The following is a 19,326-nucleotide window of genomic DNA, read 5'->3' on the forward strand; positions in this document are numbered from 1 at the left end:
CGTTCGGCTACGTGCTCGATCTTGGGCGATATCGCCCGCACTCTAAAGTTGGCACTGTTAACAATTAGCCAACCATGACCTGCATCACTGAGCCGTGAAAAGCGGACCGCGATGCGACATTACAGGCGCGCGAACAGCTTTCGCCGCCGCATCACCCGCATCCCCGCTTCCACCGCGAATATGGCGGCAACGTGGCTTACGCCGAATTTGGAAGCGCCGGCGGCTCGAAAAGAAAAGGCCGGTGCTTTTCGGCACCGGCCTGTTGGCTGAGACTTTCCTCCGGCCGCGCTTCTTCCGGCGCAGCTGCTATTCAATGGCCCGCTGATTACATCCGGTAGGCGATGGTGTCGTTCCAGAAGCGGTCGAGGCGCTGCAGCGCGCGGTTCATCTGCTTGAACTCTTCGCTGTTGATGCCGCCGACCTGTTCGATCGAGCCGACATGGCGCTCATAGAGACCGGCGACGACTTCCGCCACTTCATTGCCCTTCGGCGTCAGCGAAACGCGGACCGAACGGCGGTCGATGCGCGAGCGCTGGTGGTTGATGAAGCCGAGATCGACCAGCTTCTTCAGATTGTAGGAGACGTTCGAGCCGAGATAGTAGCCACGCGAGCGCAGCTCGCCGGCGGTCAATTCGGAATTGCCGATATTGAACAGAAGCAGCGCCTGGATGGCATTGATGTCGGAACGGCCGTTGCGGTCGAACTCGTCCTTGATCACGTCAAGCAGACGGCGATGCAGACGCTCCACCAGCTGCAGCGATTCCATGTAAAGCGAACGGATAGCCTCGCGGCGATCGTCGGATACGTTGGCGGTCTTCGCCGCCGGACGCGAATTGATCATTGTCTTTGCCTCTCGTTTGTCGCCCTGGTGATTTTTTGTTTTTCACCTTGATTGCGACACTATCGAATACTCATAAAATTCGACTTAAACGCTAGGGCTAACAAGAGCTTACCGGTAATAGGTTTCGCAAGACGCTTAACGAACGGTCACCCGAGCAAGGATAATTAACCTAAAGATTTAGCCAATGGCTGCGGGGCGGCGTTTCAGGCGCGCGCGGGGCGCTTGCGCATCCAGATAACGACGCGGAAGGCGATGTAGAGCAGCGCGACCGCGGCATGCGAGAAGACGATCAGCGGCCGGTGGCCGTAGAGATCGGGGAAGCCGGCATACATGATGGTCTCGGTGACAGCACAGATGAACCAGATCACCGGGCCCCACGACGCCAGCATCCACAGGCCGGCGGCGGCGAAGGGGAAGAACACGGCCAGCATCACCGCCACGACCTGCCAGTGCACCGGCATCAGGTCGAAGCGCCACAGCGGGCCGGGATAAAAACCGATCAGCCGGATCCAGTACAGGATGCCGAACAGCAGGCAATAGCCCGCTATGACGCGCTGGAACCAGGCGAAGATGATCTCGACGCCCGAGGGCTGCAGCACGATGCGCCGCGACGTGACCTCGCTCACAGTTCGAGCTCCCGTTCGAGCGGCGCGAAATAGGCGTCCACCGAAGCAGCGTCGACCTCGGCCAGGCTTGCCGGCCGCCACTGCGGCGTCGAACCCTTGTCGACGAGGACGGCGCGGATGCCTTCATAGAAGTCGTGCCCGGCCAGCATGCGGTTGAGGATGCGGAACTCCATCTTCATGCAGGCTTCCATCGACAGCGTCAGCCCGGCGCTGATCTGGCGCCACGCGACATTGAGGCTGGTCGGCGAGCGGGTGCGGATGTTGGCCAGCGTCTTGGCGGCAAACTCGTCGGCGCCTGCCGCCCGCTCCAGGCTCTCGAGGATTTCGGCGAGCGACGGTTGGGAAAAATGCCGGGCGATGGCTTCCAGCACCGGCTGGGCGGTTTCGCGCCGGGCCGGCACGAAGAAGCCGCGCAGCACCGATTCCGGATCGCCATTGGCGCAGAGCCGGTCGAGAAAGGCAGCCTGGTCGGCGGCCTTGATGGTGTGGGTGGCCAGGCCCGACCACAGCGCATCGCCATAGCGAATGCGGTTGCCGGTCAGCGCCAGATACATGCCGAAGCTGCCGCCAAGGTCGGGCAGCAGATGGCTGCCGCCCACGTCGGGGAAGAAACCGATGCCGACTTCGGGCATGGCGAACTGGGCGTTCTCGGTCAGCACGCGCTGCGAGCCGTGGAAAGAGATGCCGACGCCCCCGCCCATCACGATCCCGTCGATCAGCGCGACATAGGGCTTTTTGTAACTGTTGATGCGGGCGTTGAGCCGGTATTCGTCGGCGAAGAACTCGACCGGCGGCTTCCCGGCGCGGGCCTCGTAGACGTGCATGATGTCGCCGCCGGCGCAAAACGCTCTGCCCTCGGCCTTGACGACGACGACATCGACGCCGGTATCGCGTTCAAAAGCGTCGAGCGCCTTGTCCAGCGCCTTGATCATGCGATGTGTCAGCGCATTGAGCGCCTGCGGCCGCGTCAGCGTGACGACGCCTGCCTTGCCCAACCGTTCGAAGCGGATCTCGTCGCCGCCGCCAAAGTCCATCGTCAGAGAATCCCTCCCCGCGCCTGCGGGACTGAAGTGCTAAAGGTGGCGCATGGGTGCGTCAACCGGCGGGCGCGGTTTGGATTTTCGCAAGGCAACGCGACCGTGCTTTGCCCCCGACAGAAATGCGCGCAAAATTGCCGGGCAAAACAGCCTTTCTTCTGATGCAGGGACAAACGCATGACGCTTGAAACCGCAGCGCCGAGCCATGGCTGGGAGATGCCGAAAAAGTTCGACCCGGATGATGTTCTCAGCCGCCCGCTGATGGCCAATCTGGCGACCGTGACCGCTGACGGCGCGCCGCGCAACGCGCCGATGTGGTTCATCTGGGAGGACGCTGCGATCTGGCTACTCGGCTCGACCGGCGCAAGTGCTGTCAAACACCTCGAACGTGACCCGCGCTGCGCCGTGGAGATCGTCCATTTCGACAATGAGGCCGGCATCCTGCTGCATCTCGGCCTGCGCGGCGTCGCCACCATAGAAGCGATGGCGCCGAACCGCTTCAAACGGCTGCTGCACAAATATCTCGGCCCGGAGGCGACCTGGAACCGCTGGTTCATCGACAATGTCGCCGACATCGGCCATCCGGACGGGCGCCTGATCCGGCTCGCCCCGGAGAGCACCTTCACCAACAATGTGTCGTTCTTCAAAACCGGCCCAGAACTGGCGTGGCCGCCGAAGCCGTAAGCAGCGCGTTATCGACTGGCACAATCGTGTCGCATTGGTCAGCGGCAAGGCCTCGTGGTAAAAGCCGCCCCGACCCGGAGTTTTTGCGATGAACAAATTCACCCCCGCGACGAGCAACAAATTCGCACCGGCAAAGCCCGCCGGTGCGCGCAGCGTCGACGAGATCACCGGCAGCCGCCGCTTGCGGCGCATGCGCAAGGCCGACTGGTCGCGCCGCCTGGTGCAGGAAAACCGGCTTACGGTGAACGATCTGATCTGGCCGATCTTCGTGATCGACGGCAAGAACACGCGCGAGCCGATCGCCGCCATGCCCGGCGTCTTCCGCCTGTCGCTGGACCTCGCCGTCAAGGAGGCCGAGCGGGCCGCTAAGCTCGGCATTCCGGCGATCGCCACCTTCCCCAATGTTGAACTCAGCCTGCGCGACCAGACGGGATCGCACATCCTCGACCCGGAAAACATAATCAACCGCGCCACCCGCGCCATCAAGGACGCAGTGCCCGAGATCGGCATCATCACCGATGCCGCGCTCGATCCGTTCACCTCGCACGGCCATGACGGCATCTTGCGCGACGGCATCATCGTCAATGACGAGACAGTGGAACAGGTGACCGCCGCGGCCGTCATCCAGGCAGCGGCCGGCGCCGACATCATCGCGCCGTCCGACATGATGGACGGCCGCATCGGCGCCATCCGCGACGCACTCGACGCCAACGGTTTTTCGGATGTGGCGATCATGTCCTATGCGACGAAATTCGCCTCCGCCTTCTACGGCCCCTACCGCGAGGCGGTCGGCACCGCCGGCCTGCTCAAGGGCGACAAGAAGACCTACTATCTCGACCACGCCAATTCCGACGAAGCGGTGCGCGAGGCCGAGCAGGATATCGCCGAGGGCGCCGACATGCTGATGGTCAAGCCCGGCATGCCCTATCTCGACATCATCCGCCGGCTGAAGGACGAGTTCCAGATGCCGACCTTCGCCTACCAGGTTTCGGGCGAATATTCGATGATCAAGGCGGCGGCCGCCAATGGCTGGATCGACGGCGAAAAGGCAATGCTGGAGAGCCTGCTCGCCTTCAAGCGCGCCGGCTGCGACGGCATTCTGACCTACTTCGCGCCGGAAGTGGCGCAAATGCTGAAGGGATAAATTCACTCCAGCACATAACTCTCTTTGACATTTCTTGTTTCGAAGTCCAGCCGACCACGCCCGCAAACCGACATGTCTTGGAACAAGTCGGGATTCTTGATGCCTGCTTCGACACAGGCTTCTCTCAATTTGGCGGTGCAAATGACGATGCCCATGTTCTTCTGTTTGAAGATATGCGCATCGCCAACAATCTCCTCCTTGAAATAGAAGCACGCGCCTCCGGCGCGGTCGTAGTGGACGCCTCCATTCTCGCCGATCAAAAGCCTAAACTTCGACGATTCGAGATCCACGGCATCAATCTTGCGAACGATGTCGCAAAGGTAGTGCTTTGGTTCGATCGGCTTTCCGCTCAAATAGAATACGTCGCAGTCGTTAAACACGACCCCATCGGGGTCGACTGACTGCAGAACTTCCTTCAGGCGCTCGGATACAAGCCAGTAACAATGAAAATCTTCTAAGTCTTTTGGTGGCCTGCAATAGGCTGTCGCTTCAGGCCGTAGCCTGGGCGTCTCCGGGTACTCAGGAAAGCCGTATCCCCCAAACTCCGTCGGCCCGAGGAGTATGCGGGGTGGCGGCACCAAAGCTTGGGCGTTTTCCAGCTGAAGACAATGGGACCCGCCGCGATATGTCGGTCCGATCTGGAAGAATTTTCCATGTTTCTTGAATTTCGCCTCTTTGCGGACAACCCGCTCTGGGACTTGAGCTGGCCTATTCTGCGGGCGGTTCCGGTTGGCAAACAGTTTTGCAATGAGTGAAATAATGGTCACGTGCGCGCCTGCTCAGTTTACCGACTTTCGAGTTCAAGACTAAATCGCGTGAGAGTACCCGTCCACCTGCTTCGCGCCCGAAGTGGCGCAAATGCTGAAGGGTTAGCCGGAACCCTGATACACCGGGTTCCGGCTTTTCCTCACGCCTTCGGCAAATAAGGGATCGTTCCAGCGAGATCGGTATCGTCGATCAGCTGGAAGCGGCTGTCGCTGCCCTTCCGGCGCTCCGCCACAAACGGGGCGTATTGCGGATCGTTGGTGAAGGCCTCGGCTGCCTTTGCCGACGGAAACGCCATGATGGCGATCAGGCTGGTTTCGAGCGGCTTGCCCTCCAGCGTCTTCACATTGCCGCTGCGGGCGAGATACTTGCCGCCATGCTTGTGGACGAGGTCATGCACCGAAGCGGCATAGGCCGGCACCCATTTGTCGTCCTTCACCTTGATGTCTGCGATCACGTAAGCGGTCATTGTCCAACTCCTCATGGATCGGCACCGGACTGCCCGGTGACGTGACCGCTGCCTCGCATAGCGGCGCCGGACCGCTCCAGTCACAGAACTGTACCGGGGGTGCCAGTACAGCTTCTGTACTGGCTGAACTCAGGTTTTCTGAATAAGGTCCGGCAACATCTTTTGGAGCTCACCACATGACACAAGCCGGTTACAAGCAATTCTGCCCGCTCTCCATGGCCGCCGAGCTGCTCTGCACACGCTGGACCATGGTGCTGCTGCGCGAACTGGTGGCGGGATCGACCCGCTTCAACGATTTGCGCCGCGGCGTGCCGAAAATGTCGCCAACCCTTCTGTCGCAACGGCTCAAGGACCTCGAGGCCGGCGGCATCGTCGAGCGGACCGAGATCGCGACCGAGAAGGGCGTGTTCGAATACCGGCTGACCGAGGCGGGCCGGGATTTGCGCCCGGTTGTCGAGGCGATGGGGTTTTGGGGCCAGAAATGGGTCGAGGCCAGGCTGTCGCTCAAAAACCTCGATCCGTCGCTGCTGATGTGGGACATGCGGCGCAATCTGAACCCCAGTCCGCTGCCGGACGGGCGCACCGTGATACAATTCCTGTACCATGACCTGCCGGCGTCAAAACGATCGTGGTGGCTGATCGTCGAAAAGCAGGGCGAGGTCGATCTTTGCTGGTACGATCCGGGCTTCGACGTCGATCTCTACGTCTCGACCGATCTGTGCACCATGACCTCGATCTGGATGGGGCTGACGACAGTTCACAAGGAACGCGACAAGATCAGCCTGACCGGCGATCTCGACGTCGCCGGCAAGATGCAGATCTGGCTTGGGCTCAGCCCGTTTGCGGTGATGCCGAAGCGCGTGGCGGCTTGAGGTCCCTGCGCATTCCACAGATCGGCTTGCCTCTAAAAATACTAGTTGCAAAATGCAATCAGTTTGAATACTGATTGCAAATCACAACTGGTCACCAAAGGGAGTCTTCCATGTCCAAACTGCGCGTCAATGCCTTCACCTTGTCGCTCGACGGTTTCGGCGCCGGTCCTGACCAGGACCTGCAAAATCCGCTCGGCGTTGGTGGCGAAGATCTGCACAAATGGATGACCGGCACCCGCACCTTCCACGAGATGGTCGGCAAGGATGGCGGCAGCACCGATGTGGACGACCGGTTCACCGTCCGCAGCTTCGACAATGTCGGCGCCTGGATCCTCGGCCGCAACATGTTCGGCCCGATCCGCGGCGAATGGCCGGATGAGAACTGGAAGGGCTGGTGGGGCAACAACCCGCCCTATCACGTGCCGACCTTCGTGCTGACCCATCACAAGCGCGACCCCATTGTGATGGAAGGCGGCACCATTTTCCGCTTCGTTACCGGCGGCATCCACGCCGCGCTCGAACAAGCAAAGGCTGCGGCCGGCGGCAAGGATGTCCGCGTCGGCGGCGGCGTTTCCACTATCCGGCAATATCTCAAGGAGAAGCTCATCGACGAGTTGCATCTGGCTGTATCGCCAGTGTTGCTCGGGAGGGGCGAGAGCCTGTTTGCCGGGCTGGATATGCTGAAGCTGGGTTACCAGTGCACCGAGCAGGTGGCCACGGCGCTCGCCACGCATGTGACGATCAAGCGGGTATAGTGGCGAAGTAACAGGCGCAGGCTTCTTTCTCCCCGTTCTACGGGGAGAAATGCCCGGCAGGCAATGAGGGGCAGCGCTGCTTTTGGAGGTTAGCAGCGTCCGACGGCTGTGAATTCGTCGATGCCGGCGCTGCCCCTCATCCGCCCTTCAGGCACCTTCTCCCCGTGAAACGGGGAGAAGGAAAAGTGCTCAATACTTCTCCGGCACGTAAAGCTCGCGCGGCAGGACCTGGCGCTCGTACTCCGGGTTGAACACCCGCTCGGGCAGCGTGATTTCTTCGTGCGGCACGTCCTCATAGGGCAGCTGTTTGAGGAGATGGTCGATGCAGTTCAGCCGCGCCCGCTTCTTGTCATTGCCTTCGACGATGTACCACGGTGCCTCTGGGATGTTGGTGCGGGCAAACGTCTCTTCCTTGGCCTTGGTGTACTGCTCCCAGCGCACGCGCGACTGCAGGTCCATCGGCGACAGCTTCCACTGCTTCATCGGATCGTGGATGCGCATCATGAAGCGCATCTGCTGTTCCTCGTCGGTGATCGAGAACCAGTATTTGACCAGCGTGACGCCTGGAGCGGACCAGCATGCGTTCGAACTCCGGCACATCGCGGAAGAACTCTTCGACCTGATCGGGTTCGGCAAAGCCCATCACCCGCTCGACGCCGGAGCGGTTGTACCAGGAGCGGTCGAACAGCACGATCTCGCCGCCGGCCGGCAGATGCGGCACGTAGCGCTGGAAATACCATTGTGACTTTTCGCGCTCGGTCGGCGCCGGCAGCGCCACGACGCGGCAGATGCGCGGGTTGAGGCGCTGGGTGATGCGCTTGATGACGCCGCCCTTGCCGGCGGAATCACGGCCCTCGAAAACCACCACCAGCTTCTTCTTGTGGTAGGCAACCCAGGACTGCAGCTTGATCAGTTCCGACTGCAAGCCGATCAGGTCGCGGAAATACTGCATGCGATCGATCGACGGCGGATGCGCGTTCTTGTAGATCTTGGCGATCTCCAGCGACAGCGCCGGCTCCGAGATTTCCAGCTCATAGTCCTCATCGAGCGTGTCGGCGAGTTCGGCTTCCAGCCAATCCCTGGCCGCAGAATTCTGCTTTAGCTCATTCATTTCCACTGCTCCGCTTGCCGGCTGACATGAAACCCTGAGCCGACTTGATATAGGCCGGCAATGACGGTTTTATTGCAAGCCGCCGGCCAGCCGGTCATCACTGCAAACCAGCGAGCATTGCCGATCCATCGCCCTGGGATGGCGACAAGCCGCTCAAATTGTCCTACAAATGGCGGACCCGTTCGGGCTTCCCCGCCCTTTCCTGCTAAAACCACCTCCCCACCAAAACTACGAGGATCTGACATGGAATACCGCACGCTTGGCCGTTCCGGCTTGAAAGTTTCGGCGCTGACCTTGGGAACCATGACCTTCGGCGGCAGCGGGCCGTTCGCTGCCGTCGGCAATTCCGATCTCGCGGAGGCCTCGCGCATCATCGACACTTGCATCGATGCCGGCATCAATCTCATCGACACCGCCAATGTCTATTCGAACGGATTGTCGGAAGAGATCATCGGCGAGGCGCTCGGCGGCAAGCGCAAGAACGACGTGCTGATCGCCTCCAAGGCGCGCATGCGGATCGGCAAGGGCCCCAATGACGAAGGGCTGTCGCGCCATCATCTGATCCGCGAATGCGAGAAGAGCCTGAAGCGCCTCAGGACCGATGTCATCGACATCTATTTCCTNGCGCCATCATCTGATCCGCGAATGCGAGAAGAGCCTGAAGCGCCTCAGGACCGATGTCATCGACATCTATTTCCTGCACGAATGGGACGGCGCGACGCCGCTCGAGGAAACCATCGCCGCGCTCGACACGCTGGTTGCCCAGGGCAAGATCCGCTATGTCGGCTGCTCCAACTATTCCGGCTGGCAGGTCATGAAGGCGCTGGGCATCAGCGACAGCCAGCACCAGCCGAGCTTCGTCACCCAGCAGATCCACTACACGCTGGAAGCACGCGAGGCCGAGTATGAGCTCTTGCCGATCTCGGTCGACCAGGGCCTTGGCGTGCTGGTGTGGAGCCCGCTCGCCGGTGGCCTGCTGTCGGGAAAATACCGCCGCGACAGTCCGACGGCGCGCCAGATCGGCGGCTGGTCGGAACCCCCGATCCGCGACGAGGATCGGCTGTGGCGGATTGTCGACGTGCTGGTCGATATCGGTGCGGCACGCGGCGTTTCGGCGGCCCAGGTGGCGCTGGCCTGGCTGCTTGGCCGGCCGGCCGTCAGCTCGCTGGTGATCGGGGCGCGCAACGAAGCCCAGTTGAAAGACAATCTCGCCGCGGCGAGCCTGACGCTGTCCTTTGATGAACGCCAGCGTCTCGATGCCGTCAGCCGGCCTCCGGTGCTCTATCCCTACTGGCACCAGCAGTTTACGGCGAAGGACCGCTTCGGCCCGGCCGATCTGGTTATGGACCGCAGCGTCATCTGACTTAAGGGCGCCGGAAGCCGCTAGCCCGCGATAAACCGCCAGACCTGCGGATCGGGCTCGATCTGGCCGCTGAGCACGAAATATTTGTAGAGCACGAGCAGGCAGATCGCCTGCTCGGCCCGCTCGTCGGCGAATTTGCGGCAATAGGCGTTGGCCGCCGCAACGATGCGCTGGGCCTCGGCCGGATGCTGCTCGAGATGATGCACCCGCTCGGCCAGATCGCTGAAGTCGGGCGCCAGCGGCACATAATGGACATCGGGCTCGAGCTGCCCCTCGGCGAACCAGGTCTCGTAAGTCGGCGGCGGCATCAGGCAGAGCGAGTTCGAGCTCATGATCCATTTCAGATTGGTCGCGACATCATTGCCTTCGAGCGAGATGATGTAGCGGTAGCGGCGCTGCTGATCGATGCTGAGATAGGGCTTGCGGTATTCCGCAGGTGCTGTCGCCCTCGGCGTGCCGACATCGCAGAACGGCAGATTGCGGGCTGCATCCAGCAACAAGGTGCGGATCGGATTGTTGAGTTCGCCGCGCCAAACGACGAGCGGATGTTTGTCGGCGAAGGCGACATCGTCGGCCGGCATGTAGAAATGACGGAACTTGTTCAGCTTGAACAGGACGCCGTTGCCGTTGTCGCCCGCTATCGGCCGGTCCTTGACGATCGACGGCATCTTCGGCACTTCGATGACGTCGCCGAATTCCAGGTCGATGCGCAGATCTGGGTCGAAATAACGGGTGAACTCCTTCAGATCGTAATAGTACATGCTGCGGTCCGACGGCAGCCGGCTGACCGGCACGGCCTCGGGGCTGGGGCTAAAAGGCTCCCGCAGCGTGTTGTAGTAATTGAGCCGCTGGCGGACCGATGCGTCGGAAAGCCTGGCCTGATCGAGCAGCCGGCCGAGCCGGCGCCGGAAAAGAACCGGCGGCGCGATGTCGCGCATGGCGTTGCGCGCATAGTAGATCAGCTTCTGTGCGTTTCTTTGAAGCGTGGCCATCGGCGTTTTGATTCGAAATCGGTCGGCGGCGGCTCCAGCAACTGTCCCGCAGCCTTTTCTAAACCATTGTGTTCGCCATCACGCAAGTCCAGAACCGCTGGCATCTGCCCTCGCGGCGCTGTTGTGTTTGCCGGCCAATGCTTCTAGGCAGGATCAGGCACAGCGAAAGGAAACGATATGGCTCGACCACCGAATTACGGTCAGGAACGCAAAGAGCGCGACCGGCAGAAGGCCGCCAAGAAGGCGGAGAAGCTCGCCGCCAAGGTCGCGGCCAAGGAGCGCGCCGAGCCTGAGAACGAGGCAAGTTCCAAAACCGACACCGAGACAGAAAAATAGGCAAGACAGGATCACCGGCCCGCGAAACGGGCCGGATCCTGGCAAAATGCCGGTCTGATCAGGCCGATGTGATCAGGCCGGGGCCTTGTCGCTGACGAAGACGTTGACCTCGCGCGCGGCGGCGATGAAGGCGCGTCTTGCAATCATCGCCGGCTTGTCGCCGGCCAGCGCGTCATGGCAGGCCTGCAGCGCTTCGCGATGCTTGGGGCTGCGCTTGCCGGGCCAGCTGTTGAGCAGGTAATCGGAAGCCTCACGCACCGTACGCAAGAGCTGAGTGCTTCCCTCCGTGCCCGACTTAACGGTCACGGGTGTTTCAAATCGGTTGTTTTCCATGGCCGCCTCTTACGCCATCGGCGTCCGCGAAGCGAGGCCGAAAGCGGATGGCGTCGGCGTTCTTTCGTTTTCGTGACCGGTATCAAGCGGCGACGACAGCAAAACCCCTGGCGCGCAGGCCGCGCCGGTCATTGTGCAACGACGTCACCAGGCGGGCGCGGCTGCCGGCTATATGGGCGGAAAGTCGCGCCGCCGCCGCATCGGCATCGCCGGCCCGCACCGCTGCCAGAATGGCGTGATGCTCGCTCCAGGCGCGGCCAAGGGCCGCCTCGTCGCGCACCTCCAGCCAGCGCGCCCGCGACAGCCGCGTCATGGCATCGCGCACGGCCCGGAACAGGAACTCGTTGCCGGAGAGCCGCGCCAGTTCGATATGGAAATCCATGCCGACGCGGTGCCATTCCTCGCGCGGCGTGGCAGTGTCGCAGGAGTCCAGCATCGCCTCGATGACATCGGCTGCGCTCCTGTCGGCCAGCGCCGAAGTCAGCCTGACCGCCGCGACCTCGACGGCTTCGCGGTACACCGCGATCTGTTCCAGTTCGGCAAGGTTGATCGGCGACACGGTCCAACCGCGCCCGTCGCGGCAGATCAGCCCTTCCGTCTCCAGCCGCAGCAGGGCTGCCCTGACCGGCGTGCGCGAGGCGCCGAAGCGGCTCTCGATCCAGCGCTCCGTCAGCCGCTCGCCAGGACCGACCTCGAGGCCAAGGATCATCTCGCGAAGCGCTTTTTCGACGATCTGCATCTGCGACATAGTTGCTTCCATTGCTGGCGATCGGCCTTGCCCGTTGGTCTTGCCGATCACATTGAGAGCGCCTGATTGACAGCAGCCGGGCTTTGCGTCCATGAGGTACCAAGTTGGTATCCCAAAATGGTATCCGCAGCAAGCGGACAGGACAGGACATGCCGCAGGACAGTGCAGCGCAGGCCGCCCAAGCGCCTTCCACCTACAACATTCATTGGCGGCGCAACCTGTTCGTGTGCTTTGCCGGATCGTTCAGCACGCTTGTGGCGATGACGCTGTTGCTGCCGTTCCTGCCGCTCTATGTCGAACAGCTGGGCGCCGTGGGCCACGCAGCGATCGTGCAATGGTCCGGCATCGCCTTCGGCGCCACCTTCCTTGCCGCGGCCCTTGTCGCACCGCTGTGGGGGCGGCTCGGCGACCGCTACGGCCGCAAGGTGATGCTGGTGCGCGCCAGTTTCGGCATGGCGATCTGCATGTCGCTGACCGGCATGGTGCAGACCGTCTGGCAATTGGTGCTTTTGCGCCTGCTGATCGGCTTTGCCGGCGGTTATTCCTCAGGCTCGACCATACTTGTCGCCATGCAGACGCCGAAGGAGCGCTCCGGCTGGGCGCTTGGCGTGCTGTCGGCCGGCATCACCGCAGGCTCCCTGGTCGGCCCGTTGCTTGGCGGCGCGCTGCCGCCATTGATCGGTATTCGCGCCACCTTCCTCATCGCGGGCGGCGTCATTTTCCTGGCGGCGCTGGCGACGACGTTCCTGATAAAGGAGATGCCTCGCCCGCCAGTACAGGCAAAACGCGAGGAGAAACCAAAGGGAAGTTGGGCGCAGATCCCCGACAAACGCCCTGTCGTGGCCATGCTGGCGACCGGCATGCTGTTCACCTTCGCCAACATGTCGATCGAGCCGATCATCACCGTTTACGTCCAGCAACTGGTCGCGGACGCAAGCCGGGTGACCCTGGTCTCAGGTGTCGTCATGTCGGCGGCGGCGCTGGGCGCCATCCTGTCGGCGTCACGGCTGGGCAAGCTCGCCGACCGCATCGGCCACTGGAACGTCATCGTCGCATCGCTGGCCGTCTCGGCGCTGCTGTTGATACCGCAGGCCTTCGTCACCGAGAGCTGGCAGTTGGTCGGGCTGCGGTTCCTTATGGGTCTGGTGCTGGGCGGGCTGTTGCCCTGCATCACCAGCGTCATCCGCCACAATGTTCCCGATGGGGTCGGCGGCAATGTGCTGGGCCTGGCAATCTCGGCGCAATATGTCGGCCAGGTTGCGGGGCCGCTGCTGGGCGGCTTCGTCGGCGGCCATTTCGGCATGCGCGCGGTGTTTCTCGGCACGTCGGTGCTGATCGCGGGCGGTGCCGCGTACAATTGGCTGGCCCAGGCGCGCCGCACGCGCGACATGCTGGCGATATCGGAAAAATCCTGACAGACAGGTCGCGCCGCCTATCGTCAATCACGGAGCCCGAGAAATGAGCATCGCCGAGTCAGCACCAGCAAACAGCGCGCGCATCCTCGTTTTCGCCGGCGGCATTGCCGGCGGCGGGCGTGGCGCTGTCGGCGGCTTCAGCGCATCTCGGCGGCGCGTTCGTCGGCACGGCCGCATCCTTCCTGCTCATGCATGCGCCGGTGTTTTTGGCCGTCGGCCTCGCCGGCGCAAACCGGATCTTGCGGATCGGCAGCCTGGTGCTGCTCGTCGGGCTTGTTCTGTTCTGCGGCGATCTGCTGGCACGGGATTTCGTGGGATCGCGGCTGTTCCCGATGTCGGCGCCGATCGGCGGCACCTTGCTCATCGCGGGCTGGCTGGTGATCGCGGCCTCGGCGCTCGTGCGGCAACGGTCCTGACGAGCCAAGAACCCTGCCCCATCAGATATCACACGAGGCTTAATCCTGCCGGTTTCCGGCAGCAGGTCGCGGTTGCGCTTGGCAGACGGCCGCCGCCTTTCCGGCTGCTCCGTGGCAGGCGAGATACCCCAGTAGTTGCGATAAATGTCTTCGAACAGATGTTTCACGGGATGCATGTTCGTTCTCCTCTTCAAGAACTTGAATCGATCCAATCAGCTGGCACGAAAATGTCTGGCCGATCAGCTGCGCTTGCGTTTCACAAGGTATTGCAGGTCACGCCTCCACGGCCCGACCTTGTCGCGGCGCCTGCGGGTGGCGGCGTCGGAGACTATGCCCCAATCATTGCCGTAGATGTCTTCGAACAGATAATTCACGGGATGCATGGCACCCTCCTCTTGAATCGATCCAAGTTGTACTTGATGAATCCCTTGGATCGATTCAAATATAGACCCTCTCCGCCGTCCTATCAAGGGAAAATTTGAACCGATCCAACGAAAGTGCTAAACAGGCTCCGGTTCAGGAGACGAAAATGACGGCATTGACCTCCGGCAAGACGAGACCAGTGCGGCTTGCCGACATCGCCAAGGCGGCCGGGGTCTCGCACGGTACCGCGTCCAACGTGTTCGCTCGCCCGGAAATCGTGCGCGAAGAGGTCCGCGAGCGGGTCAAGGCGGCGGCGGAAGCCATGGGCTATGCCGGCCCGGATCCCAAGGGCCGGCTGCTGCGCGCCGGCAAGGTCAACGCCATCGGCGTGGCAACGGCAGAACCATTGTCCTATTTCTTCGACGATCCCTTTGCCCGCGTCATGATGGCCAGCATTTCGCAGGCCTGCGACGCCACCGGCGCCGGAATTTCGCTGGTCTCGGCCGCCAACAGCGAGCAGCTCGCCTGGAACATCCAGAGCGCCCTGGTCGACGGCTTCATCGTGTTCTGCATCGAGGGTGGGTCGCGGCTGGTCGAACTGGCGCGCGAACGCAAACTGCCTTTCGTGGCGCTTGATCTCGATTCGGAAAATGAGGCGGTCGCTGCGATCGGCGTCGACAACGTCGCCGGCGCGGGTCTGGCGGCGCGCCATCTGGCCGAGTTCGGCCATCGCAGCTTTGCCGTACTCGCCCTGGAATCTGCCGACGCTGGCTTTGGTCCCGTCACGCAGGAGCAAGTCGAGACGACATCCCTCTACTCGGGCACACGCGACCGTCTGCGTGGCTATTTCGGCGAGCTCTCCCGCTTCGGCATCGACGTCTCGCAAGTGCCAATCTACGAAACCCTCAATGACGAGGCGAGCGTTCGGGCCGGCCTCGATCATATTTTCGCGCTGCCGCAGACGCCGACGGCAATCCTGGCCATGTCGGACAAGATCGCGCTGCATGCGCTCGACTGGCTGCGCGAGCGTAACATTGCCGTGCCGGGCGATGTGTCAATCGTCGGCTTCGACGGCGTGCCGGAAGGCGCCGACTCCGAGCCGCCACTAACCACTGTCGCCCAGCCGATCGCCGAGATGGGCCGGCTGGCCGTCAAGGCGATCCTCGAAAATGACGGCTCGCAGCACCGGCAATTGCTGCCGGTCGATCTTGTGGTGCGGGGGTCGTCCGGCCCCTCGCCTGCTAGCCAGGCGGCTGATGTGGGATCATCGGCTTAGCCTTGGCATCGCGGGCATGCCGAAGGTCTGGTGAACGGCTGGCGCTTCTTTGCGAACCGGCTTTTTGCCCAAGCCGATGCCGGACAGCCACTCAAGATAGAAGGCGAGCGCGAATTGCATGGCGATGCCGGCCGAAATCAGCAAGACGTCATAGGCAAAGCCGCCCGGATTGCTCAGCTTCATCACCTGCGCCGCCATGGCGATCAGCGTGCCGGCGAGGAACACCGGCAAGGAGCGCTTGCCGAGCAGGGCAAGCGGATGGTCCGGGCTGAGACGGAACAGATTCGAGAAAGCCGGCATGGCGACGATCAGATAGCTCACCGCCAATATGTGCAGGAGCCGCGGCAGCGACAGGAACGTCTTGTCGAAGCCGCCGATCACCACGGGCAGGTTAAACCACGTTATCTCGCCCCAGAGCGGGCTGTGCACCCAGACCGCCGCTGCCGCGACATAGGTCGCCGCGGCGCCCACCAGCCAACGATTGACGGGAATTGTGCCGCCGCGCCTGACATGCAGCATGCCGGCAAGGCCGATGTTGAACAGGAATTGCCAGGACAGCGGGTTGAGGAACCAGAAGCCGGGCTCGGGATAGTTCGGCGGCGCGATCTGCCAGAGGCCGGCGACGAGCCACAGCGCGCCGGAAAAGACCAGCGCCGGCAGCGGCCGGTAGCTGACGAAGAGCAGGAAGAGCGGCGCCATCAACAGCAGCGCCGCATAGACCGGCAGGATGTTGTTGTAGCCAAGCTGGTGGCCGAGCGTGACAATGCCGATCATGACCTCCGGCGTGTTCTTCATCAGCGGCTCGATGTTGATCAGCTTGAGCAGTTCCGGCCGCCGGCCGAACACCGCCGCGGCGCAGAACAACGCCATCACAACCATGGTGGTGACGATGTGGGCGCTGTAAAGCACGCCGGCCCGGCGCCACATCTTCAACATCGCCAGCAGCCGGCCGCCCGGCTGGAACTTGGTGCCATATGCGAGTGCGACCGACATGCCGGAAATCAGCACGAAGGCTTCCGCCGCGTCCGAGAATCCGAAATTCTTGTAGGTCAGCGTTTCGAAGACGGTGCCCGGCACGTGGTCGATATAGATGGTCAGGAGTGCGAGCGCACGGAACACGTCAACGCGCGTGTCGCGATCGGGGATACGCGGAGCGCGATCGGCGATACGCGGGGCGCGATCGGGCGGGACTGGCAGGGTCATCGACAAAAGGCCTCAAAGGAGAGCAAGGATGCTCGCGTTGTTCATGCCGGGATGCGACCATCGGCGCACACCGCTTCGATTCCTCCCGCAGGGAGCATATCGGCGCAGAAACGGTCTGAAATGAGCCTGTTGCAATCACATTTGGCGGAGCGTGAAAATATTCCGTTTTGAAGCTGGCAAAGGACCAATGTCTCCGTGAAAACAACGAGATATGAGCGTGCATCGATATAGCGACGAGAACGCCTTTCTGCATCAGGATCTGGCGTTTCCCTACCGCCTCCTCAAGCCGGAGAATGCCGGCGGCGAGAGCCTGTTTTTACTGCACGGATCGGGTGTCGACGAAACGACGATGGTGCCGATTGCGAGGCAGATCGCCCCCAACGCCACGCTGGTCGCGGTGCGTGGCCGCATCCGCCAAGAAGACGGCTTCCGCTGGTTCGAGCGGATCACGCCGACCAGTTTCGAACAGGCGAGCATCCGTGCCGAAACATTGGCCTTTGCCGCCTTCGCAAGCGAGGCCGCAAAGCGCCACGGGCTCGACCTCGCCCGGGCGACTTTCGTCGGCTATTCCAACGGCGCCAATCTGGTTTCCAGCCTGATGCTGCTCAACTCTGACCTAGTCCGAAAAGCAGTGCTGCTGAGAGCGATGCCCGTGCTTGACGATGCGCCGGCAACCGATCTGACCGGAACGCGCGTCCTGATTGTCGCCGGTGCCGCCGACGAGACCTACGGGCCGTTTGCGCCGCCACTGGTGAGGCTGCTCAACAAACATGGCGCCGAGGTCGATGCGCGCATCGTGCCTTCAGGTCACGAAATCGGCGACCCGGATGCCGCCATCGTCCGGCAATGGTTGGCGGGACCAGCATTGGTCGCACGCCAGGCAGGCTAGGAGACCTTGGTAGACCGCATCGGCGCCCGGCGGAACAGCTGAGCAGATGCTCGTCGCCTAGCCCTGTCCCATCCGGTTCCAGGCATCGAGCCCGGCGATCTTGTAGGCTTCGGCCAGCGTCGGATAGTTGAAGGTGTTGTTGACGAAGAAATCAACCGTGCCGCCGAGGTTGATCACCGCCTGGCCGATATGGATCAGTTCGGTGGCGCCTTCGCCGACGATGTGGGCGCCGAGCAGGCGGCGCGTTTCGACCGAGAACAGCAGCTTCAGAAAGCCGGAGTTGACGCCCATGATGTGGCCGCGCGAGGTTTCGCGGAACCGCGCCAGACCGACTTCATAAGCAGCGCCGCTCTCGCGCACCTGCTCCTCCGACTGACCAACGGTGGAGATTTCCGGCACGGCGTAGATGCCATAGGGGAAGGTTTCCGGCGGCGGTGGCAGTTGCACGCCGAAGGCGTGGCAGGCGGCCACCCTGCCCTGCTCCATCGATGTCGAGGCAAGGCTGGGGAAACCGATGACGTCGCCGGTGGCATAGATGTTGGGCGCACTGGTCTGGAAGGTCTGCGGATCGACCTTGATGCGGCCCCGGGAATCGGCCTCGATGCCGACCACGTCGAGGCCGAGGCTGCCGAGATTGCCGCTGCGGCCGGCGGCGTAAAGCACGATCTCGGAGCGGATGGTGCGGCCATCGGCGAGCGTCACTTCGGCATAGTCGGGTTTTGAGACGATTTCCTTGACCGTACTGCCGAGGCGAATGGTCATGCCGCGGTCGCGCATCTGGTGGATGAAGTCGTCGACGATCTCGCGGTCGACGAAATCGAGGATGGTGTTGCGCGGCTCCACCAGCGTCACCGGCACGTCGAGCGCCGAAAAGATCGTCGCATATTCAACGCCGATGACGCCGGCGCCGATCACCGTCAGCGTGCGCGGCAGATGGTCGAGTTCCAGCATCTCATCGCTGTCGAAGACGCGGATCTTGTCGAAAGGCACGTCGCGCGGCCGGTGCGGCCTGGTGCCGACCGCGATCAGGGCATTGGTGAAACCAACCTCCGAGTAGTCGCCATTGTCTGCCGTCAGGCTGACCTTGTTTCGGCCGACGAATTTCGCCATGGCGCGCACGCTTTTGACGGCGTTGCGCATAAACTGGTGCTGCAGCACCTCGACCTCGTGGTCGAGCGTCTTGTGCAGCCGCTCGACCAGGTCGGCGATGGAGATGTCCTGCTTGACCCGGTAGCCGCGGCCGTAAAAGCCCCGCTCGCGCCAGCCGGACAGGTTCAGCACCGTCTCGCGCAGCGTCTTCGACGGGATGGTGCCGGTGTGCACCGAGACGCCGCCGAGGCGCCGGCCCCTGTCGACCACCAGCACCGATTTGCCGAGCTTGGCCGATTGCACCGCGGCGCGGCGCCCGGAAGGGCCGCTGCCGATGACCAGCATGTCGTAATCCATGTAACCCCGTCCCCTCGGCGTCTTGTTGCGCCGCAGCAAGCTAACGCCATCCGTCCACCAAATTCAATCGGCTCAACCTCGTCACACTGCCGAGCCGGACCGATNAACGCCATCCGTCCACCAAATTCAATCGGCTCAACCTCGTCACACTGCCGAGCCGGACCGATGGACGAACCGATCTTGATTCCGCCCGCGGTCTTCACCATTTCAGTGGCGGCGCACCCTAGCGTGGCGCCTGTTAC

19 protein-coding genes and 3 pseudogenes are annotated in these 19,326 nt (G+C 62.5%); 10 read left to right on the top strand and 12 right to left on the bottom strand.

Annotated features, from left to right (window positions below; translation table 11 throughout):
* Positions 1-325 precede the first annotated feature (325 nt).
* From X751_RS162770 to X751_RS162760, 3 genes are all read right to left on the bottom strand, one after another.
* Positions 326-841 (bottom strand): winged helix DNA-binding protein, encoded by a 516-nt coding sequence (locus X751_RS162770; RefSeq protein WP_023672997.1) that lies wholly within the window; start codon positions 839-841, stop codon positions 326-328.
* Between the two features lie 203 nt (positions 842-1,044).
* Positions 1,045-1,467: a DUF6163 family protein gene (locus tag X751_RS162765; RefSeq protein WP_023682398.1), complete on the bottom strand. Its 423-nt coding sequence runs from the start codon at positions 1,465-1,467 to the stop codon at positions 1,045-1,047.
* Positions 1,464-2,501: an enoyl-CoA hydratase/isomerase family protein gene (locus X751_RS162760; RefSeq protein WP_023730849.1), complete on the bottom strand. Its 1,038-nt coding sequence runs from the start codon at positions 2,499-2,501 to the stop codon at positions 1,464-1,466. Before X751_RS162760 ends, X751_RS162765 begins: the two co-directional genes overlap by 4 nt.
* 180 nt (positions 2,502-2,681) lie before the next feature.
* On the opposite strand from X751_RS162760, the gene X751_RS162755 reads away from it, so the two are divergent.
* Together X751_RS162755 and hemB are read left to right on the top strand one after the other, a co-directional pair.
* Positions 2,682-3,188, top strand: a complete 507-nt coding sequence (locus X751_RS162755; RefSeq protein WP_023750458.1) for a pyridoxamine 5'-phosphate oxidase family protein — start codon at positions 2,682-2,684, stop codon at positions 3,186-3,188.
* 88 nt (positions 3,189-3,276) lie between these two features.
* Entirely contained in the window at positions 3,277-4,332 is a 1,056-nt protein-coding gene (hemB, locus tag X751_RS162750) for a porphobilinogen synthase (RefSeq protein WP_023743621.1), read from the top strand.
* Positions 4,333-4,334: 2 nt separating this feature from the next.
* On the opposite strand, the gene X751_RS1000000165060 is transcribed toward hemB, so the two are convergent.
* Positions 4,335-5,099: a DUF1629 domain-containing protein gene (locus X751_RS1000000165060; RefSeq protein ID WP_084558228.1), complete on the bottom strand. Its 765-nt coding sequence runs from the start codon at positions 5,097-5,099 to the stop codon at positions 4,335-4,337.
* A gap of 140 nt (positions 5,100-5,239) precedes the next feature.
* Positions 5,240-5,566, bottom strand: coding sequence for a DUF1330 domain-containing protein (locus X751_RS162745; RefSeq protein WP_023743622.1), 327 nt, complete (start codon positions 5,564-5,566; stop codon positions 5,240-5,242).
* A gap of 176 nt (positions 5,567-5,742) precedes the next feature.
* On the opposite strand from X751_RS162745, the gene X751_RS162740 reads away from it, so the two are divergent.
* Together X751_RS162740 and X751_RS162735 are read left to right on the top strand one after the other, a co-directional pair.
* On the top strand, positions 5,743-6,438 hold the full coding sequence (locus tag X751_RS162740) for a helix-turn-helix domain-containing protein (RefSeq protein WP_023682403.1): 696 nt from the start codon (positions 5,743-5,745) through the stop codon (positions 6,436-6,438).
* A gap of 110 nt (positions 6,439-6,548) precedes the next feature.
* Complete coding sequence (locus tag X751_RS162735) at positions 6,549-7,193, top strand: dihydrofolate reductase family protein (protein WP_023689515.1); 645 nt, start codon at positions 6,549-6,551, stop codon at positions 7,191-7,193.
* A 189-nt stretch (positions 7,194-7,382) separates the two neighbouring features.
* Here X751_RS162735 and ppk2 read toward each other — a convergent pair.
* Positions 7,383-8,304: pseudogene (gene ppk2 / locus X751_RS01000000163355) on the bottom strand (polyphosphate kinase 2).
* Positions 8,305-8,547: 243 nt separating this feature from the next.
* Between ppk2 and X751_RS01000000163360 the strand changes: the two are divergent.
* Positions 8,548-9,667 (top strand): annotated as a pseudogene (locus X751_RS01000000163360) (aldo/keto reductase).
* A gap of 20 nt (positions 9,668-9,687) precedes the next feature.
* Here X751_RS01000000163360 and X751_RS162730 read toward each other — a convergent pair.
* Complete coding sequence (locus X751_RS162730; protein ID WP_023700560.1) at positions 9,688-10,659, bottom strand: glycosyl transferase family 90; 972 nt, start codon at positions 10,657-10,659, stop codon at positions 9,688-9,690.
* A 177-nt stretch (positions 10,660-10,836) separates the two neighbouring features.
* On the opposite strand from X751_RS162730, the gene X751_RS1000000165065 reads away from it, so the two are divergent.
* Positions 10,837-10,995, top strand: coding sequence for a hypothetical protein (locus tag X751_RS1000000165065; protein WP_023673009.1), 159 nt, complete (start codon positions 10,837-10,839; stop codon positions 10,993-10,995).
* A 72-nt stretch (positions 10,996-11,067) separates the two neighbouring features.
* On the opposite strand, the gene X751_RS162725 is transcribed toward X751_RS1000000165065, so the two are convergent.
* On the bottom strand, positions 11,068-11,301 hold the full coding sequence (locus tag X751_RS162725) for a DUF982 domain-containing protein (RefSeq protein WP_245259900.1): 234 nt from the start codon (positions 11,299-11,301) through the stop codon (positions 11,068-11,070).
* Positions 11,302-11,410: 109 nt separating this feature from the next.
* On the bottom strand, positions 11,411-12,076 hold the full coding sequence (locus X751_RS162720) for a GntR family transcriptional regulator (RefSeq protein ID WP_023689520.1): 666 nt from the start codon (positions 12,074-12,076) through the stop codon (positions 11,411-11,413).
* 149 nt (positions 12,077-12,225) lie between these two features.
* Here X751_RS162720 and X751_RS162715 point away from each other — a divergent pair, with 149 nt between their 5' ends.
* Together X751_RS162715 and X751_RS01000000163365 are read left to right on the top strand one after the other, a co-directional pair.
* Positions 12,226-13,491, top strand: a complete 1,266-nt coding sequence (locus tag X751_RS162715) for a multidrug efflux MFS transporter (protein WP_023743623.1) — start codon at positions 12,226-12,228, stop codon at positions 13,489-13,491.
* A 43-nt stretch (positions 13,492-13,534) separates the two neighbouring features.
* Positions 13,535-13,907, top strand: a pseudogene (locus tag X751_RS01000000163365) (DUF423 domain-containing protein).
* Positions 13,908-14,146: 239 nt separating this feature from the next.
* Here X751_RS01000000163365 and X751_RS1000000167385 read toward each other — a convergent pair.
* Complete coding sequence (locus tag X751_RS1000000167385; protein ID WP_023673015.1) at positions 14,147-14,290, bottom strand: hypothetical protein; 144 nt, start codon at positions 14,288-14,290, stop codon at positions 14,147-14,149.
* Between the two features lie 146 nt (positions 14,291-14,436).
* Here X751_RS1000000167385 and X751_RS162710 point away from each other — a divergent pair, with 146 nt between their 5' ends.
* Positions 14,437-15,546, top strand: a complete 1,110-nt coding sequence (locus tag X751_RS162710) for a substrate-binding domain-containing protein (protein ID WP_023743624.1) — start codon at positions 14,437-14,439, stop codon at positions 15,544-15,546.
* Here the strand turns inward: X751_RS162710 and opgC are convergent.
* Complete coding sequence (opgC, locus tag X751_RS162705) at positions 15,535-16,749, bottom strand: OpgC domain-containing protein (protein ID WP_023743625.1); 1,215 nt, start codon at positions 16,747-16,749, stop codon at positions 15,535-15,537. The genes X751_RS162710 and opgC overlap by 12 nt on opposite strands.
* Positions 16,750-16,966: 217 nt before the next feature.
* On the opposite strand from opgC, the gene X751_RS0132415 reads away from it, so the two are divergent.
* Complete coding sequence (locus X751_RS0132415; RefSeq protein ID WP_245265718.1) at positions 16,967-17,638, top strand: alpha/beta hydrolase; 672 nt, start codon at positions 16,967-16,969, stop codon at positions 17,636-17,638.
* 57 nt (positions 17,639-17,695) lie between these two features.
* On the opposite strand, the gene sthA is transcribed toward X751_RS0132415, so the two are convergent.
* A complete protein-coding gene (sthA, locus tag X751_RS162700) occupies positions 17,696-19,084 on the bottom strand; it encodes a Si-specific NAD(P)(+) transhydrogenase (RefSeq protein ID WP_023730842.1) in 1,389 nt (462 codons plus the stop codon).
* Positions 19,085-19,326: the final 242 nt, after the last annotated feature.

The organism is Mesorhizobium sp. LNJC394B00, assembly GCF_000502555.1.
Classification (GTDB): Bacteria; Pseudomonadota; Alphaproteobacteria; order Rhizobiales; family Rhizobiaceae; genus Mesorhizobium.

Excerpts from the sequence above, each read along its gene's own strand:
- X751_RS162740 (WP_023682403.1), top strand. The coding sequence starts at position 5,743 with ATGACACAAGCCGGTTACAAGCAATTCTGCCCGCTCTCCATGGCCGCC.
- X751_RS1000000167385 (WP_023673015.1), bottom strand. The coding sequence starts at position 14,290 with ATGCATCCCGTGAATTATCTGTTCGAAGACATCTACGGCAATGATTGG.
- X751_RS1000000165065 (WP_023673009.1), top strand. The coding sequence starts at position 10,837 with ATGGCTCGACCACCGAATTACGGTCAGGAACGCAAAGAGCGCGACCGG.
- X751_RS162770 (WP_023672997.1), bottom strand. The coding sequence starts at position 841 with ATGATCAATTCGCGTCCGGCGGCGAAGACCGCCAACGTATCCGACGAT.
- X751_RS162735 (WP_023689515.1), top strand. The coding sequence starts at position 6,549 with ATGTCCAAACTGCGCGTCAATGCCTTCACCTTGTCGCTCGACGGTTTC.
- sthA (WP_023730842.1), bottom strand. The coding sequence starts at position 19,084 with ATGGATTACGACATGCTGGTCATCGGCAGCGGCCCTTCCGGGCGCCGC.
- X751_RS162720 (WP_023689520.1), bottom strand. The coding sequence starts at position 12,076 with ATGTCGCAGATGCAGATCGTCGAAAAAGCGCTTCGCGAGATGATCCTT.
- X751_RS162710 (WP_023743624.1), top strand. The coding sequence starts at position 14,437 with ATGACGGCATTGACCTCCGGCAAGACGAGACCAGTGCGGCTTGCCGAC.
- opgC (WP_023743625.1), bottom strand. The coding sequence starts at position 16,749 with ATGACCCTGCCAGTCCCGCCCGATCGCGCCCCGCGTATCGCCGATCGC.
- X751_RS162755 (WP_023750458.1), top strand. The coding sequence starts at position 2,682 with ATGACGCTTGAAACCGCAGCGCCGAGCCATGGCTGGGAGATGCCGAAA.
- X751_RS162760 (WP_023730849.1), bottom strand. The coding sequence starts at position 2,501 with ATGGACTTTGGCGGCGGCGACGAGATCCGCTTCGAACGGTTGGGCAAG.
- hemB (WP_023743621.1), top strand. The coding sequence starts at position 3,277 with ATGAACAAATTCACCCCCGCGACGAGCAACAAATTCGCACCGGCAAAG.
- X751_RS162745 (WP_023743622.1), bottom strand. The coding sequence starts at position 5,566 with ATGACCGCTTACGTGATCGCAGACATCAAGGTGAAGGACGACAAATGG.
- X751_RS162715 (WP_023743623.1), top strand. The coding sequence starts at position 12,226 with ATGCCGCAGGACAGTGCAGCGCAGGCCGCCCAAGCGCCTTCCACCTAC.
- X751_RS162730 (WP_023700560.1), bottom strand. The coding sequence starts at position 10,659 with ATGGCCACGCTTCAAAGAAACGCACAGAAGCTGATCTACTATGCGCGC.